We start from the raw sequence: 14,523 nt of genomic DNA on the forward strand, positions 1-14,523 counted from the left end.
CCACATGACCTATCTCTCCCGAATCCGTATCAATCCGCTCCGCGCGGAGAGCCGGAAGCTGCTGTCCAGCCCGCGGGCCATGCACGGCGCCGTGATGGGCGGTGTACCCGGTGGTCCCGGCGACGGCGGACGTGTGCTGTGGCGTCTGGACGCCGACGACGCGCACCGTCCGCATCTGTTCGTGCTCACCGCCTCCCGGCCCGACTGGACCCATGTGATCGAGCAGGCCGGGTGGCCCGGCGCCGACGGCGAGCACGCGGCGGTCCGTGACTACGCGCCGCTGCTGAAGCAGATCGCGCCGGGAAGGGACTTCTCCTTCCGGCTGACCGCCAGCCCCGTGCAGAACTCCGCGTCGCCGGTGGCCCCCACCCCGACACAGGCCGCACGGCTCGCCGCGGGCGCCGGTGACGGGCGGATGCGCGGGTTCCGCCTCGGGCACCGCACGGCCAGCGCCCAGTTGCGGTGGTTCCTGAAGCGGACCGAGGGCTGGGGCTTCGATGTGCCCCTGTCCCGTACCGACCCACCGGCCCCCGGGCTCGACGAGGGCCTTCCTCCGAACGGACCGGACGCCCCGCCCGTGGACACCGACGACCCCGGCCCGGCACGGGAGGTACGGATCACGGCGCGGCACCGCCATGCCTTCAAGAAGAATGGCAAAGGCGCAGCCGTCACGTTCCACAGCGTGACGTTCGAGGGACGGCTGAGGGTCACCGACTCCGAGGCGTTCACGTCCCGGCTGCTCGGCGGGATCGGCCCGTCCAAGGCGTACGGCTGCGGGCTGCTCACCCTCGCGCCCGTCACCGGGGGGCGCTGACCGTGGCCGACATCTGGTGGAAGGCCGAACCGCACGATCTGACCCGGGTCGTGGACCGGGTGTCCAGCGTCTATGTCGAGCGCAGTCACATCGACCGCGACGAGAACGCGGTCGTCATCAGCAACAAACGGCAGACCGTCCGCGTACCGTCCGCCCTGATCGCCGTCATGCTCGTCGGTCCGGGTACCCGTATCACCCATGGCGCGGTCCAGCTCCTCGGGAATTCGGGCACCGCGGTGTGCTGGGTGGGCGAGCAAGGCGTGCGGATGTACGCGGCGGGCCTCGGGCCGAGCCGCGGGGCGGGGCTGCTCCACCGGCAGGCATGGCTGGTGACCCGGCCCAAGGAACGCCTGGGTGTGGCGCGCGCCATGTACGGCATGCGGTTCCCCGGCGAGGACGTCTCCCAGGCGACCATGCAGCAGCTCCGGGGCTACGAGGGCGCGCGTATCCGCAAGCTGTACCGGGCGCACTCGACCCGCACCGGGGTGCCCTGGGACGGCCGGGTCTACAAGGCGGGTGACGCGTTCGCCGCGGGTGACGACCTCAACCGGCTGCTGTCCGCCGCCAACGCCGCCCTCTACGGAATCAGCCACGCGGTCGTCGTGGGCCTCGGCGCGAGCCCGGGACTCGGCTTCGTCCACACCGGTTCCGCGATCTCGTTCGTCCTCGACATCGCGGACCTGTACAAGGCCGAGTACACCATCCCGCTGGCCTTCGACCTCGCGGCCGAGGGCCTGACCGAGGAACGGGACGCCCGCACCGGGCTGCGCGACCGGATCGCGGAGACCAAACTCCTCACCCGGATCGTCACCGACATCAAGAACCTGCTGAACCCACCCGGGACCGACTTCGACACCCCCGAGACCAGCGAACTCTGGGACGAGCGGCTCGGAACCGTCGCGGCGGGCGTGAACTGGGCGGACGAAGCGCCCCTGACACTGCCCCGCACGGGCTCGGATGAGGAGCCTGGACCCACGACCGCTGTCACCCCGGCCGGGATGGGCGAGCACCATGTGGCGATCATCGGCCCGGATCCCGACGACCCCGACACCGGCCCGGAGCCGCAGCGCCCCCCGGAGGAGTCACGGTGACCGTCATCGTCCTGATCGCCGCCCCCGACGGACTGCGCGGACATCTCACCCGGTGGATGGTCGAGGTGAACGCGGGCGTCTTCGTCGGCAATCCGAGCCGCCGCGTCCGCGACCGCCTCTGGGAGACGCTCGCCGCCCGCATCGGCGACGGCCAGGTCGTCCTGGTCGAGCCCGCGACGAACGAACAGGGCTGGGCCGTACGCACAGCGGGCCGCGACCGCTGGCGCCCCGTCGACTTCGACGGCCTCATCCTCTCGGCGCGGAACCGGCGGGGGTGAACTCCGCGACCATATAAGGTGGTTGGACTCGGCCTTCTCTTCTGCTTGAGCTCCGTGCCGTAGGGGCGCGGCTGTCCGGCGTGTCCGGACGAGAACAGGACGGAGGGTCGAGCGGATGGCGCGACTGAAGTAGGGATGTCCAAAGAGACGTACACGTCCGGAGTGGGCGTGGAGCGTGGAGGCCATCGCCACAGTTGGCGCTGTCGCGGGCTGTGTCGCCCAGTTGCTGCGTAAGACGCGTAGCTGGACGGGTTGTGATTCCGGGCGGTCTGAAGCTGGTTCTCGCGCGAGCGAGTCCGGCCGCGAGATGGTCGGCCGGACTCGCTCAGCGCCTCCCGCCTCGAACGGCCCGGCTCCTCGCGAGAGCTGGGCCGTTCGTATTGTCCGTGCGGGAGTCCAGAAGGCTTGAGATCTGCTCTCGCAAGCGAAACGCAAAGAGGCTGCAGGCGCAATGCGTGCGCGGGTTGCTGAGGTGCTGATCTCCAGCGCAACGCACTGACCTAGGCGTTCAATCGTAACAACGCTTACCCACTAGGGACGGTCGTCTGGACAGGTATGGGGACGCTGGGCGTAGAAAGATTGCATCGCCCAGCTCCCAAGCTCTCCCTTCCCTATTCATTTGCGCCCCGCCTGCCTCTTCGCTGTTGGCCGGGGAGAACAAGACCTGCTGGCGTCTCAGAGATGACCACCCCCGCACATGCGGGGCCGACCCCAGGGAGCCGAACTCACAAGCGCTCCCTTCGCTGGAAACACCCCCGCTGCCGCAGGGCCTGCCGGGTAGCACCACCTGTACGAGGTTCGTACACCGGCACCGCGCACGCTACCCGTGCGCAGGCGGGCGGGCCACGCCCCGGCGGGACCTGCCCCGGCCGTACCGCCGCACGCGCCCCGCCATGGCGGAGAATGCCGTCATGGCCTCATCCAGCAGCCGTTTCGCGCCGCCCGCCTGGCTTGTCGGGGCCGTGCGGTCGGAGCCTGTCGCGGTGCCGTGGGCGGCGGTCGTGCGGGCCGCGGTCGCGCTGGTCGTGCCGCTTGTCGTCGGGCTGGCCGTGGGGCGGCCCGAGTACGGGGCGCTCGCGGCGATAGGCGCACTGTCGGGGGTCATCGGCGACACCGCCGACGCCTACCGGATGCGGGTGCTCAACATCGCCGTGCCGCAGCTGTTCGGTGCGGTCGGGGTGACCGTCGGGGCCGCGGTGTACGGGCACGGATGGGTCGCCGTCGGCGTGGTCACCGGGGTCGCGCTGGTGTCCGGGATGATGTCCAGCATCGGCGCGGTGGCCTCCGTATCGGGACTCCTGCTGCTGCTGAACGCCGTGGTGGGCGCCGGACTGCCCATGCCCGGGGCCTGGTGGGTGGCGCCCGCGCTGCTCGCGGGCGGCGGGCTGCTCGTCCTCGCCCTCGGGCTGCTCGCCTGGCCGCTGCGCGCCCAGGTGCCCGAACGCGCCGCGGTCGCCGCCGCGTACCGCGCCGCCGCCGATCTGCTCGAAGCCGCCGGTACGGAGCGCTATCCGGAGACCAGGGTCGCGCTGACGACCAGCCTCAACCGCGCGTACGACCTCGTCCTCGCCCATCGCGCCCGCTACCACGGCCGGGGACCGGACCTGGTGCGGCTGGTCGCCACCCTCAACGCCATCACCCCCATCGCCGAGTCCGCGCCCGCCGCCGACCAGTGGGCGACCCCGCTGCCGCCCGCGATCCCGGCCGCCGTGCGCACCCTCGCCGACGCCATCGCCTCGGGCCGCGCCGAGGCCGGACGGCCGGACCCCGTCGCGCACGACTCGCCCGCCGCGCGCGTCGCCGCACAGGCAGTCGCGCACGCCGCCGACGTCGTCGCCCGCCGCGACCTCGGGCCCGGCGACCTGGAGGACCGGCTCGGCCGGCCCGCCGCCCTCGGCGCGCGGGCCCGCGCCACCGCCCACGCGGCCCTGCTGTCCGGCGCCTCCTGGCGGTACGGGCTGCGGCTCGCGCTGTGCATCGGGCTGGCGCAGGCCCTGGTCTCGCTGGTGCCCGTACCGCGTTCGTACTGGGTGGCGCTCACCATCACCTTCGTCATGAAGCCCGACTTCGGCTCGGTGTTCTCGCGGGCCGTGCTGCGTGCGGGCGGCACCGTCGTCGGGCTCGTCGCCGCCGCGGCCGTCCTCGCGCAGGTGCCGCGCGGCTGGTGGGACGTGCCGGTGATGCTGGTGCTCGGCGCGCTCGTCCCGGTGTTCTCCGCCCGGGGCTACGGCTACCAGACCGCCGCCATCACCCCGGTGATCCTGCTGCTGTCCGACGTCCTCAACCGTGAGGGCGTCGGGCTGCTCGTCCCCCGGCTGCTCGACAGTCTGATGGGCTGCGCGATCGCCCTGGTCGCCGGATACCTGCTGTGGCCGGAGAGCTGGCACACCCGGGTCGGTGACCGGCTCGCCGACGCCGTCGACGACACCGCCGCGTACATCACCTGCGCGTTCGCCCCCGACTCGGACCATGTGGCACGGGCCCGGGAACGGCGGCGGCTGTACCGGGACCTGTCGGCCATCCGCACCGAGTTCCAGCGGGCGCTCACCGAACCGCCGCCCACCGGACGGCACGCGGCGGCCTGGTGGCCGCTGGTCGTCGCGGTCGAGCGGATCGCGGACGCGACCACCGGGGCGCGGGTACGGGTACGGCACGGGGCGGACCCGCCGCGTACGGAGGAGGTCGCGGAGGTGGTGGGTGAGCTGCTCGCGCTCTCCGGGAATCTGCGGACCAGCGCGGTGCTGCGGGAGTTCCGGCCCGAGTTCTCCGCCGTCGAGGACGACAGCGTGTTGTGTCCGCTGCGGCGGGAGGTCACCGCCGCGCGCGCCATCGCCTCACCGCGTACGTGAGCGGACGCGGGCCTACGTGATCCGGCTCCGGGTCCCCGCCGGTGGGCGTACCCGCCACCGGGACGGACAGGCGGTGCGGGCCGCCCCAGGAAGGGGCGGCCCGCACCTGTGGGGGGTGTCCGGAACGGTCGGCCAGGGCCGGTCCGGGGTCGGTCGGCCGGGGTTCAGCCGGCCTTCGGGAGGGTCGCGCCGGCCTTCTCCAGGGCCTTGGCGAAGCCGTTGACCCAGAGCTGGTTCACCCGGGCCCGCTCGTTGGCGTTCGGGTAGGCGTTGCGGCACGACGTGCCGGGGCCGCCGCCGGACATCAGCTCGCTGCACGGGCCCCGGTAGTTGTCCGGCAGTCCGAGGACATGGCCCGTCTCGTGGGTGGTGACCCGGGTCGAGTCGTACTGCTGGTTCTGCCGGTAGTCCAGGAAGATGTAGCCCCGGCCGTGACCGTTGGTCGACGCGTACGAACCACGGGCGTCGTTGCCCTCGTAGTACGAGAAGTCTGCGCTGGCCCCTTCCTGGAGGCGGACGTTGGACACCGAGCTGTTCCAGATCGACGTGCTGCTCGCGATCTGCTGGCGGAACGAGGGCGCGCGGGACGCGTTGTAGACGACGGTGACGGCCGCCGCACCCGGGTTGGCCGCGCGCTTCTCGGCCACCGACTTCAGTACGGCCTCGTAGAAGGCCCGGGTCGCCTTCTTGTCCTCGCCGGAGCCCTCGTAGCGGGCTATCGACTCCGTCGAGGACACGGCGACGGCCGCTTCGGGGGTGCTGATCTCCCCGGCCGCCGCGGGGGCGGCGGTCATACCGAGGGTGACCGCGGCCAGGGCGAGACCCAGCGCGGGGGACAGGAAGCTTGTGGGGGGCTTCATGTGGGGGGCTCCTCGTGTGCTTCGTTGCTTCGGAGGGTGGGGTCGAACTTCCAGTGAGTGTCGGGGAGTTCGACGCGGCCGGGATGATGGCAATCGGGGATAGCCCCGGGCTATCGCCGTCCGGACCCCCTCGTCCGCCTGTCCGCCCACCGGCGGCGTTCAGAGCGCCATCCGCCGTCCCCGCCGGCCCCCGCCCCCGCGCCACCCGCCGTCCCCACCGTCCCCGCCCCCGCGCCACCCGCCGTCCCCACCGTCCCCGCCCCCCGCGCCACCTGACGTCACCTCCGCCCCGGAAAGCCGCAGTTCAGCGGGGTACGAGGGGGTGCCGGGGCGGGGTGGCCGGGTGGGGACGTCTGGTGTGACGACCTGAGCGGTTCTACGCTCAACTGTCATGGACCTCGAAGTGAGGCACCTCCGCGCGCTGTGCGCCATCGCCGACACGGGCAGTCTGCACAAGGCCGCCCGTGCCCTGGGCGTGGCCCAGCCCACCCTCAGCACCCAGCTCCGCCGGATAGAACAGGCGGTCGGCGGAGCGCTCTTCACCCGGGAGCGGACGGGCTGCCGCCCCACCCCGCTCGGCCGCGCGCTGCTCGGCCGGGCCCGCCCGCTGGTCGCCGAGATGCGGGCCCTGGTCACCGACACCAGGGCCGCCGCCGGACGCACCGCCGACGGCACCCAGCTCCTCATCGGCTCCACCGCCAGCCGCGCCCTGCCCGGCTGGCTCCGCAGGCTCCGGATGCGCTACCCCCGCACCGAACCCACCCTCCAGATGGACGTGTCCCCGAACGCGCTGCTGCGGATGGTCGCGGAAGGACAGCTCGACGTGGCGTTCGTCCACGAGGTCGAGGGCAGCCCGCTGCGGTTCCCCGCCGAACTGCGCACCCGGGTCCTCGTCGAACGCGAACCGCAGTTCGTGGCGCTCGCCGCCGACCACCCGGCCGCCGCCCGGCGCACCGTGGCCCTCACCGAACTCGCCGACGACCGCTGGATGGTCGACTCGACCGTCGACGGGGAGTGGGACGCGCTGTCCCGGGTGCTGCGGGCCGCCGGGCTCAGCCCCCGGGTGCTGCACGGCGACTACCTCACCGCGTACACGCTCGTCGCCGACGGCGAGGTGGTCACCGTCTCCCAGCCGACGACCCGCCCGCGCCCCGACACCGCCGTGCGACCGCTGGTCGGGGACCCCATCGGCGTACGGCTGTTCCTCGCGGCGCGGACGGAGGCGGAGCTGGAGGCCGTGTACGACGATCTGTCCGACGCCTACTGGGAGGTGGCCCGGGAGGCCCCCGCGTACCGGGAGTGGCTCGCGGGCCGGGACCGTCCCGGTATCGGACGCCCCCGTAGCCCGCTCGCCTCGGCCGCCGACACGCCGTGAGCCCGTCCCGTCTGCTGGAGGTGGGCTACACCCCGATGTCCCCGCCGTCCGCGCGCCACACGGCGACCACCGACGGACGGACCAGCCTGCCCGGACCGTCCGGCCAGGTGCTCGCGGGCTTCTCCACGCTCGCCCCGTCCACCTCCCCGGGGTGCTGCACGGCCACCAGCACCCGGCGGTCCTGGATCACCGGGCCGCAGGTCTCCGCGCCCGTCGGCACGGTGAGGAACTGCTTCAGCTCGCCGCGGCGTTCGCCGCGGGTGGCGACCCCGAACAGCCCGTCGTGGGTGCCGAGCGCGTTGCCGTCCGTGGAGATCCACAGATTGCCGTGCGGGTCGAAGGCGACATTGTCCGGGCAGGAGATCGGGGACACCCGCTCCTTGGGGAACCCGGCGAAGTACGTCGACGGGTCGTCCGGGTCGCCCGCGACCAGGAACAGGCTCCACGCGAAGCGGGTGGAGTCCGGACGGTCCCAGAACTCGGTCAGCTCCAGCACCTGGCCGTGCTTGTTGAGGCTGCGCGGGTTCGCCTCGTCCGCGCCCGCCTTCCCCGGCTTGCCGCGGTCGGAGTTGTTGGTGAGGGCCACGTACACCTTGCCGCTGTGCGGCGACGGCTCCACGTCCTCCGGGCGGTCCATCTTCGTGGCGCCCACCAGGTCCGCGGCCTGCCGGGTGAAGACGTACACCTCCTGCGCGGTCATCCCCGGTACGTGCGACACCGCGCGGCCGTGCGACTTCGCCGTCGCCAGCGGGATCCAGGCACCGCCGCCGTCGAACTCGCCGTCGGCGGGCAGCGTGCCCGAACCGTCGATCTGCCGGACGGGCGAGTCACCCGTCAGCTTCGCGACGTACAGCGTGCCCTCGTCCAGCAGCGTCATGTTGTGCGCGTGCGCGATGCGGCTGTTACCGCGCATGTGCCGCTTCGACGAGACGAACTTGTAGAAGTAGTCGAACCGCTCGTCGTCCCCCATGTACACGACCGGACGGCCGTCCCGGGTGAGCCGGGGCGCCGCGGCCTCGTGCTTGAACCGGCCGAGAGCCGTCCGCTTGCGGGGCGTCGACTGCGGGTCGTACGGGTCCAGCTCCACGACCCAGCCGAAACGATTGGCCTCGTTCGGCTCCTTCACCAGGTCGAACCGGTCGTCGAACCGCTCCCACTTGCGTTCCGACGCACCGCCCGAGATCCCGTACCGCTTCAGCCGGGCCGCCGCGACCGGGTCCGTGACGCGGTCGGCGTGCGCGAAGTACTGGTTGAAGTTCTCCTCGCCGTGCAGCGTCGTCCCCCACGGGGTCTCGCCGCCCGCGCAGTTGTTGAGCGTGCCGAGGACGCTCACCCCGCGCGGGTCCGCCTTCGTCCGCACCAGCCGGTCACCCGCCACCGGCCCGGTCAGCCGGAACTCGCTGCTGAGGGTGAGCCGCCGGTTCAGCTGGTGCCGGGGCACCGCCGTGAGTTTGCCCGTCCGGCGCTGCTCCTCGACCACGACGACCGAAAGGCCGTGCGCCGCCCACGCGATCTCGACCTGTTCCCGGGTCGGGTTCGCCGGGTCGTAGCCACGGAACATCAGCATCTCGTCGGTGTACTCGTGGTTGGCCACGAGCACCTGACGGCCGCGTTCGCGGGGCAGCGGCAGCAGGCTCAGGAAGTCGTTGTTGTAACCGAACTGACCTGCCTGGGCCTGCGCCGACTGCCGGTCCGGGTCGAACGCGGGCGCGCCGCGCAGGATCGGGTCGCCCCAGCGGATCACCACGTTCTGCCCGTAGCCCTCGGGGACGGTGACCTGGTCGGCGCGGTTCGGCGCGACGGGCGTGAAGCGCAGCCCCCGTGCCGCCTTGCCGCGCGGCTTGTGGCGTCCGGCGGCGGCGCCTTGCGGGACGGTGGCCGCCCGCGCCTCGGACGCGCCCGTGCCGAGGACCGTCCCGCCCGCGGCGGCGGCGACCGTCACCACGGCCGCCGTGCGCATCACCGCGCGACGGCTCAGGGCTCCGGCGATCACATCGCCCGCGTACTCGTTGCCGCTGGTGTTCGGGACCTCGCCGAAGCAGGCGTCGCCGCAGCGGTATCTACAGGTCAGGGCGGAGCGACCGCCCGCGTGCGTGGCGATCATCGGCAGAAGTTCGCGCACTTCTCGCTCCCCTTGGTGTGCGTCCGGTGTATGTGCTTTCGCCGTGAAACTAGGCGGGCCCGATCGCGGGAAAAGGGACGAAACGTGAACGCGGGGTGAATCCGGCGCGCAGGGCAGGGGCTGCCGCCGGGCCCCGGGGGTGGGTCGGCCGGTGATCATCCGGGCGTTTGGCTAACCTTACGTGGCCGTCCTGGCCAGGGATCGGCGGAACAACTCATCTGAAGGGTTGCGCACATGGGCATTCTTAGTCGACTGCGGGATGTGTTCGGGCGGTCGCGGAAGGCCGAGGTGCCTGCGCAGGGTGCCGAGCCGGACGCCGCATCCGCGCCGGCACAGGCCGCTGAGCAGGAGTCCGCGCCCGTCCCCGCGCAGGCCACGGGGCCCGATCCGGTGCCCGCGGCGGCGTCCACCGGGACCTCCGGGTCCGGCGGGAGCGAGGGCGCCACGGAGGCGGCCGGATCCGAGCGGTCCGAGGGGGACGCGTCCGGCGGGACCGCCGAGGCCGGGGACACGGCTACCGCTCCGGCGGCCGGTACCGGCGACGCCCCGGCGGTGAAGGTCCCCGCGCAGTCGTCCGTCGCCGACGAGTTGGTCTCCGCCGCGTTCGACAACGTCACGGTGCCGCGTCCGGCGGAGCCGGTACGGGTGCCGCCGACGGGGGTGGACCTGCCGGCGCAGTCGACGGGTACGGATTCCCCGGCGTCGGCCACATCGCCGGGTACGGGCGCCGACACCCCGGCCGCCGTTCCCGATGCCCCGGCCCCGGCCCCGGCCCCGGCCGTGGACACCCCGGACACCCCGGACACCCCCGACTCCCCGGCCCCGGTTGCCGAGAAGTCCCCGGAGCCGGTGGCCGAGGTGACCCCCGAACCGGTGGCCGTGGCTGAGCCGGAGCCGGTGGCTGTGGCTGAGCCGGAGGTTGTCGCCGCTGCCGAGCCGGTGGCCGCCGAGCCGGAAGCCGTGACGGAGCCCGAGCCGGTCGTGGTCGCCGGGCCGGTCGCCGTCGAGGCCGGGGTGACGGAGCCGGAGCCCGAGCCGGTCGTGGTCATCGAGCCGGTCACCGTCGGGGATGAGCCGGTCGCCGTGGTCGCGGAGCCGCAGCCCGACCCCGGGACGGTCGCGGTGTCCCCTGAGACGGTCGCCGTGCCGGTACCGGAGCCGGAAGCCGTTACGGCGGACCCCGAGCCGGTGGCCGTCGTGGCCGAAGCGGAGGCCGTCACGGTTCCCGAGCCGGTCGCCGTACAGGTCGAAGCCGAGCCCGAGCCCGAGCCGGTCGCCGTTGAGCCGGAGCCGGTCGCCGTAGCGGTGGAGCCCGACCCCGAGCCCGTCGCCGTCGCGGCCGAACCCGCCGCCGAAGAGTCGGCGGCCGTACCCGCCGAGCCCGAGCCCGAGGCGATCCCGGCGGCCGTGGTCCCCGCCCCCGTCACCACGGACGCGCGCACCGAAGCGGACGCGGCAACGGACACCGAAGCCGAAGCGGACACAGGTTCCGAGACGGACACGGACGCGGACACGGACACGGACGCGAAGCCCGCGTACAGCCTCGCCCGGGTCCGGTCCCGCGCTCCCGGGCTGGTCGCCGGGTACAAGGCCGCGGGTGCCGCGCTCCGCAAGCACGGGCTGGCCGGTGCCAGGCTGCGGGTCTACCTCGTGCTGGACCGGTCCGGGTCGATGCGCGGGTACTACAAGGACGGCTCCGCGCAGAGCCTGGGCGAGCAGGTGCTCGCGCTCGCCGCGCATGTGGACGAGGAGGCGACCGTCCCCCTGGTGTTCTTCTCCACCGAGATCGACGCGACCGGTGAACTCGGCCTCGACTCGTACGAGGGAAAGGTCGACGAGCTGCACACGGCGGCCGGGCGGATGGGCCGCACCAGCTACCACGCGGCCGTCGAGGCGGTCGTCGCGCACCACGAGAAGTCGGGTGCCACGGAGCCCGCGCTGGTCGTGTTCCAGACCGACGGTCCGCCGGACGTCAAGGGCACGGCCACCCAGGCCCTCGCCGAGGCGGCGCGGCTGCCGCTGTTCTTCCAGTTCGTCGCGTTCGGTGAGCACGAGGCGAAGGGCTTCGACTACCTCCGCAAGCTGAAGGCGGGCAACGCCGCGTTCTTCCACGCGGGCCCGGTCCCGCGTGAGCTGACCGACAAGGATCTGTACGAAGGTCTCCTCGCCGCGTTCCCCGGGTGGGCGGCGGCGCGCGACGGAGCCGCCGACCAGAGCTGACCCAGGGCCGGCCATCGGCTGACCACCGCGTTCGCACAGGTCCCACGGGGGCGTCCCGCCGGAAATTGCCGGGCGGGGCGCCCCCGCCTGTCGGATACGATTTGTGGATTCCGCGCCCGGCAGCACCACACAGGCGCGATCCGCACCACCCGCAGCGACCTGGGAGCAGCCCGCGATGGCTCGACACCTCATCACCAGCGCCCTTCCGTACATCAACGGGATCAAGCACCTGGGCAACATGGTGGGGTCCATGCTCCCGGCTGATGTCTACGCGCGGTACCTGCGCCAGCGCGGCCATGACGTCCTGTACATCTGCGCGACCGACGAGCACGGCACCCCGGCCGAGCTGGCTGCCAAGGAGCGCGGGCTGCCGGTGGCCGAGTTCTGCGCGCAGGCGCACGACGCGCAGAAGGCGGTGTACGACGGCTTCGAGCTGGCCTTCGACTACTTCGGCCGCAGCTCCTCGGCGCAGAACGCCGAGATCACCCAGCACTTCGCCCGCAAGCTGAACGAGAACGGGTTCATCGAGGAGCGGGCGATCCGCCAGGTGTACTCGCCGGCCGACGGGCGTTTCCTGCCGGACCGGTACGTCGAGGGCACGTGTCCGCACTGCGGGTACGACAAGGCGCGCGGCGACCAGTGCGAGAACTGCACCCGGGTCCTGGACCCCACGGACCTGATCAACCCGCGTTCGGCGATCAGCGGCTCCACGGACCTGGAGGTCCGCGAGACCAAGCATCTGTTCCTGCTCCAGTCGAAGCTCCAGCCCGAGGTCGAGGCGTGGATCGACCAGGTCGGCGGCGAGTGGCCGCAGCTCGCGTCGTCCATCGCCCGCAAGTGGCTGACCGAGGGCCTGCACGACCGTGCGATCACCCGTGACCTGGACTGGGGCGTGCCCGTCCCGGCCGACACCTGGCCGGAGCTGGCGGCCGACGGCAAGGTCTTCTACGTCTGGTTCGACGCGCCGGTCGAGTACATCGCCGCGACGAAGGAGTGGGCCGACGCCGCGCCCGCCGGTGAGGTCCGCGACTGGAAGTCGTGGTGGTACGAGGCCGACGACACGGTCCGGTACACAGAGTTCATGGCCAAGGACAACGTCCCCTTCCACACCGTGATGTTCCCGGCGACGGAGCTGGGTGTGCGGGAGCCGTGGAAGAAGGTCGACTACGTCAAGGCGTTCAACTGGCTGACGTACTACGGCGGCAAGTTCTCCACGTCGCAGAAGCGGGGCGTCTTCACGGACGCGGCGCTCGATGTGCTGCCCGCCGACTACTGGCGCTACTTCCTGATCGCCAACGCCCCCGAGTCCGACGACTCGTCGTTCACCTGGGAGCACTTCGCCGCCACGGTCAACAAGGACCTCGCGGACACCCTCGGCAACTTCGTCAACCGGGTGCTGTCGTTCTCGAAGAAGCGGTTCGGGGACGAGGTCCCGGCGGGCGGCGAGCCCGGCGAGGCCGAGACGCGGCTCGGCGCGGAGACCGCGCGGCTCCTCGCGGAGTACGAGGAGCAGATGGAGGCCCTCCAGTTCCGCAAGGCCGCGGCGGCGCTGCGCGCGCTGTGGTCGGCGGGCAACTCCTACCTGGAGGAGAAGTCCCCCTGGCTGGAGATCAAGACGGACAAGGACGCGGCGGCGCTGACGCTGCGGACCGCGATGAACCTGATCCATCTGTACTCGGTGGTGTCCGAGCCGTTCATCCCCGCGACGGCGCGGGCGATGCGGGGCGCGTTCACGCTGGTGGACGACACGGCCGCGTGGGTCGCGCCGCAGGAGGCGGCAGCGCTGACCGCCGTGTCCGCCGGGGTGCCGTTCACGGTGCCGCCGGTGCTCTTCGCGAAGATCACGGACGAGGACCTGGAAGGGTTCCGTGTGCGGTTCGGATCGTAGCCACAGGAGCGTGGGAGGGGGCCCGGACCTGGCGGTCCGGGCCCCTTCCCGTGTGTCTGAGGGGACCGACCCGGCCCGCGCCCGGGGATTCCCGCACCTGGCCGTGTCCCTTCCCCGCGTGGTCACCCGGAGTCAGGGGCTGGGTGGCGTGATCCCGCCTTGCACGGGCGGGTGCGGGTGGCGTGCTTGTGGGGGGTGTGAGTCGGAGGGCGGGGGGTGTCCGACCCCCGCCAAGCAGGGGGTTCCGTTCGGGAGCCGGGATTCCCGGGCCGGTTCGAGCGGCTCTCGATCGCCCCCTCTTCGCATTCGTGAAGGGTCGAGCCAGTGGTGAACGCGCCAACTTGAGTGCGGGTATCCGGTGACGGCGTGTGGTGCGTACCGTGCGGTCTCGTCTCTCATGCGAACTTCCCGCTGCCGTGTTCAGAGGGCCGGACCGGCGCGGCGCGCGCCCCGATCCGTACCAGCCCCGCCGTCACTCCCCGCGTACGAACGGGTGCGGAGAGGGGGTGAAACCATCCGAAGGTGGGCGTCCCGGAGGCTGACCCGTTAGCGGGTGTCGGGCGGTCGTCGGCCGTTCCTATGGTGAGCGGGCTCCGAAGACATCGGGGTTCTGGGAGGGATCACCATGACCAAGAAGTTCGCCAGGCTCGGCGTGGTCGCGGTCGCCGCGATCATCGCCGGCGCGACACCCGCGCTCGCCGCCGTCACCTACCCGGGGGGCGGTGAGTGGCACCACGGGAAGACCGGCTCCCTCGTCTACTCGGACTACTACCACTCCACCGCGTGCCACGGCGCGACCTCCATCGGCGCCTGGACGGAGCGCAGCCCCGACACCTCGGCCGGGAACTGGGCGTGGACCGACGTCCCCAGGGCGTTCACCTCTGTCGACGAGGCGTACTGGCGCAAGTGCTGACCCGCTGGCCGGTGCGGGTCCGGCCGCGGCACTGAATCCTTCCGGCCGGTGGGGAGCGGCAGCCCTCCACCGGCCTCTGTGCCCCGATTCGCCACTTCGACGAGGGAACAGAC

10 protein-coding genes are annotated in these 14,523 nt (G+C 72.5%); 8 read left to right on the forward strand and 2 right to left on the reverse strand.

Annotated elements, in window-relative coordinates; all coding sequences use genetic code 11:
* Positions 1 to 4 precede the first annotated feature (4 nt).
* The 4 genes from cas6e to AB852_RS01670 all read left to right on the forward strand — a co-directional run bounded on the left by cas6e (position 5) and on the right by AB852_RS01670 (position 5,032).
* A complete protein-coding gene (cas6e, locus tag AB852_RS01655; RefSeq protein WP_073782836.1) occupies positions 5 to 814 on the forward strand; it encodes a type I-E CRISPR-associated protein Cas6/Cse3/CasE in 810 nt (269 codons plus the stop codon).
* A 2-nt stretch (positions 815 to 816) separates the two neighbouring features.
* The gene (gene cas1e, locus AB852_RS01660; protein WP_073782838.1) at positions 817 to 1,905 is read left to right on the forward strand and encodes a type I-E CRISPR-associated endonuclease Cas1e; all 1,089 of its coding nucleotides are present in this window, start codon (positions 817 to 819) and stop codon (positions 1,903 to 1,905) included.
* Positions 1,902 to 2,183 carry a type I-E CRISPR-associated endoribonuclease Cas2e gene (gene cas2e / locus AB852_RS01665; protein ID WP_073782840.1) on the forward strand — a complete coding sequence of 94 codons (282 nt, stop codon included), beginning with the start codon at positions 1,902 to 1,904 and terminating at the stop codon, positions 2,181 to 2,183. The genes cas1e and cas2e overlap by 4 nt, the downstream gene beginning before the upstream one ends.
* Positions 2,184 to 3,094: 911 nt before the next feature.
* The gene (locus AB852_RS01670; RefSeq protein WP_073782842.1) at positions 3,095 to 5,032 is read left to right on the forward strand and encodes an FUSC family protein; all 1,938 of its coding nucleotides are present in this window, start codon (positions 3,095 to 3,097) and stop codon (positions 5,030 to 5,032) included.
* A gap of 164 nt (positions 5,033 to 5,196) precedes the next feature.
* On the opposite strand, the gene snpA is transcribed toward AB852_RS01670, so the two are convergent.
* On the reverse strand, positions 5,197 to 5,892 hold the full coding sequence (snpA, locus tag AB852_RS01675; protein WP_073782844.1) for a snapalysin: 696 nt from the start codon (positions 5,890 to 5,892) through the stop codon (positions 5,197 to 5,199).
* Positions 5,893 to 6,283: 391 nt separating this feature from the next.
* Here snpA and AB852_RS01680 point away from each other — a divergent pair, with 391 nt between their 5' ends.
* Entirely contained in the window at positions 6,284 to 7,267 is a 984-nt protein-coding gene (locus AB852_RS01680; protein ID WP_073782846.1) for a LysR family transcriptional regulator, read from the forward strand.
* 25 nt (positions 7,268 to 7,292) lie between these two features.
* On the opposite strand, the gene AB852_RS01685 is transcribed toward AB852_RS01680, so the two are convergent.
* Positions 7,293 to 9,389, reverse strand: coding sequence for a PhoX family protein (locus AB852_RS01685; protein WP_073782848.1), 2,097 nt, complete (start codon positions 9,387 to 9,389; stop codon positions 7,293 to 7,295).
* Between the two features lie 288 nt (positions 9,390 to 9,677).
* Here AB852_RS01685 and AB852_RS01690 point away from each other — a divergent pair, with 288 nt between their 5' ends.
* The 3 genes from AB852_RS01690 to AB852_RS01700 all read left to right on the forward strand — a co-directional run bounded on the left by AB852_RS01690 (position 9,678) and on the right by AB852_RS01700 (position 14,410).
* The gene (locus AB852_RS01690; protein ID WP_342748444.1) at positions 9,678 to 11,609 is read left to right on the forward strand and encodes a VWA domain-containing protein; all 1,932 of its coding nucleotides are present in this window, start codon (positions 9,678 to 9,680) and stop codon (positions 11,607 to 11,609) included.
* A 175-nt stretch (positions 11,610 to 11,784) separates the two neighbouring features.
* The gene (gene metG, locus AB852_RS01695; RefSeq protein ID WP_073782852.1) at positions 11,785 to 13,497 is read left to right on the forward strand and encodes a methionine--tRNA ligase; all 1,713 of its coding nucleotides are present in this window, start codon (positions 11,785 to 11,787) and stop codon (positions 13,495 to 13,497) included.
* A 625-nt stretch (positions 13,498 to 14,122) separates the two neighbouring features.
* On the forward strand, positions 14,123 to 14,410 hold the full coding sequence (locus tag AB852_RS01700; protein WP_073782854.1) for a lactococcin 972 family bacteriocin: 288 nt from the start codon (positions 14,123 to 14,125) through the stop codon (positions 14,408 to 14,410).
* Positions 14,411 to 14,523 lie beyond the last annotated feature (113 nt).

Origin of the sequence: Streptomyces uncialis, from assembly GCF_001905345.1 — a bacterium.
GTDB classification, from domain to species: Bacteria; Actinomycetota; Actinomycetes; order Streptomycetales; family Streptomycetaceae; genus Streptomyces; species Streptomyces uncialis.

Coding starts and splice junctions, on each gene's coding strand:
- cas6e (WP_073782836.1), top strand. CDS start 5: ATGACCTATCTCTCCCGAATCCGTATCAATCCGCTCCGCGCGGAGAGC.
- AB852_RS01670 (WP_073782842.1), top strand. CDS start 3,095: ATGGCCTCATCCAGCAGCCGTTTCGCGCCGCCCGCCTGGCTTGTCGGG.
- snpA (WP_073782844.1), bottom strand. CDS start 5,892: ATGAAGCCCCCCACAAGCTTCCTGTCCCCCGCGCTGGGTCTCGCCCTG.
- AB852_RS01680 (WP_073782846.1), top strand. CDS start 6,284: ATGGACCTCGAAGTGAGGCACCTCCGCGCGCTGTGCGCCATCGCCGAC.
- metG (WP_073782852.1), top strand. CDS start 11,785: ATGGCTCGACACCTCATCACCAGCGCCCTTCCGTACATCAACGGGATC.
- AB852_RS01700 (WP_073782854.1), top strand. CDS start 14,123: ATGACCAAGAAGTTCGCCAGGCTCGGCGTGGTCGCGGTCGCCGCGATC.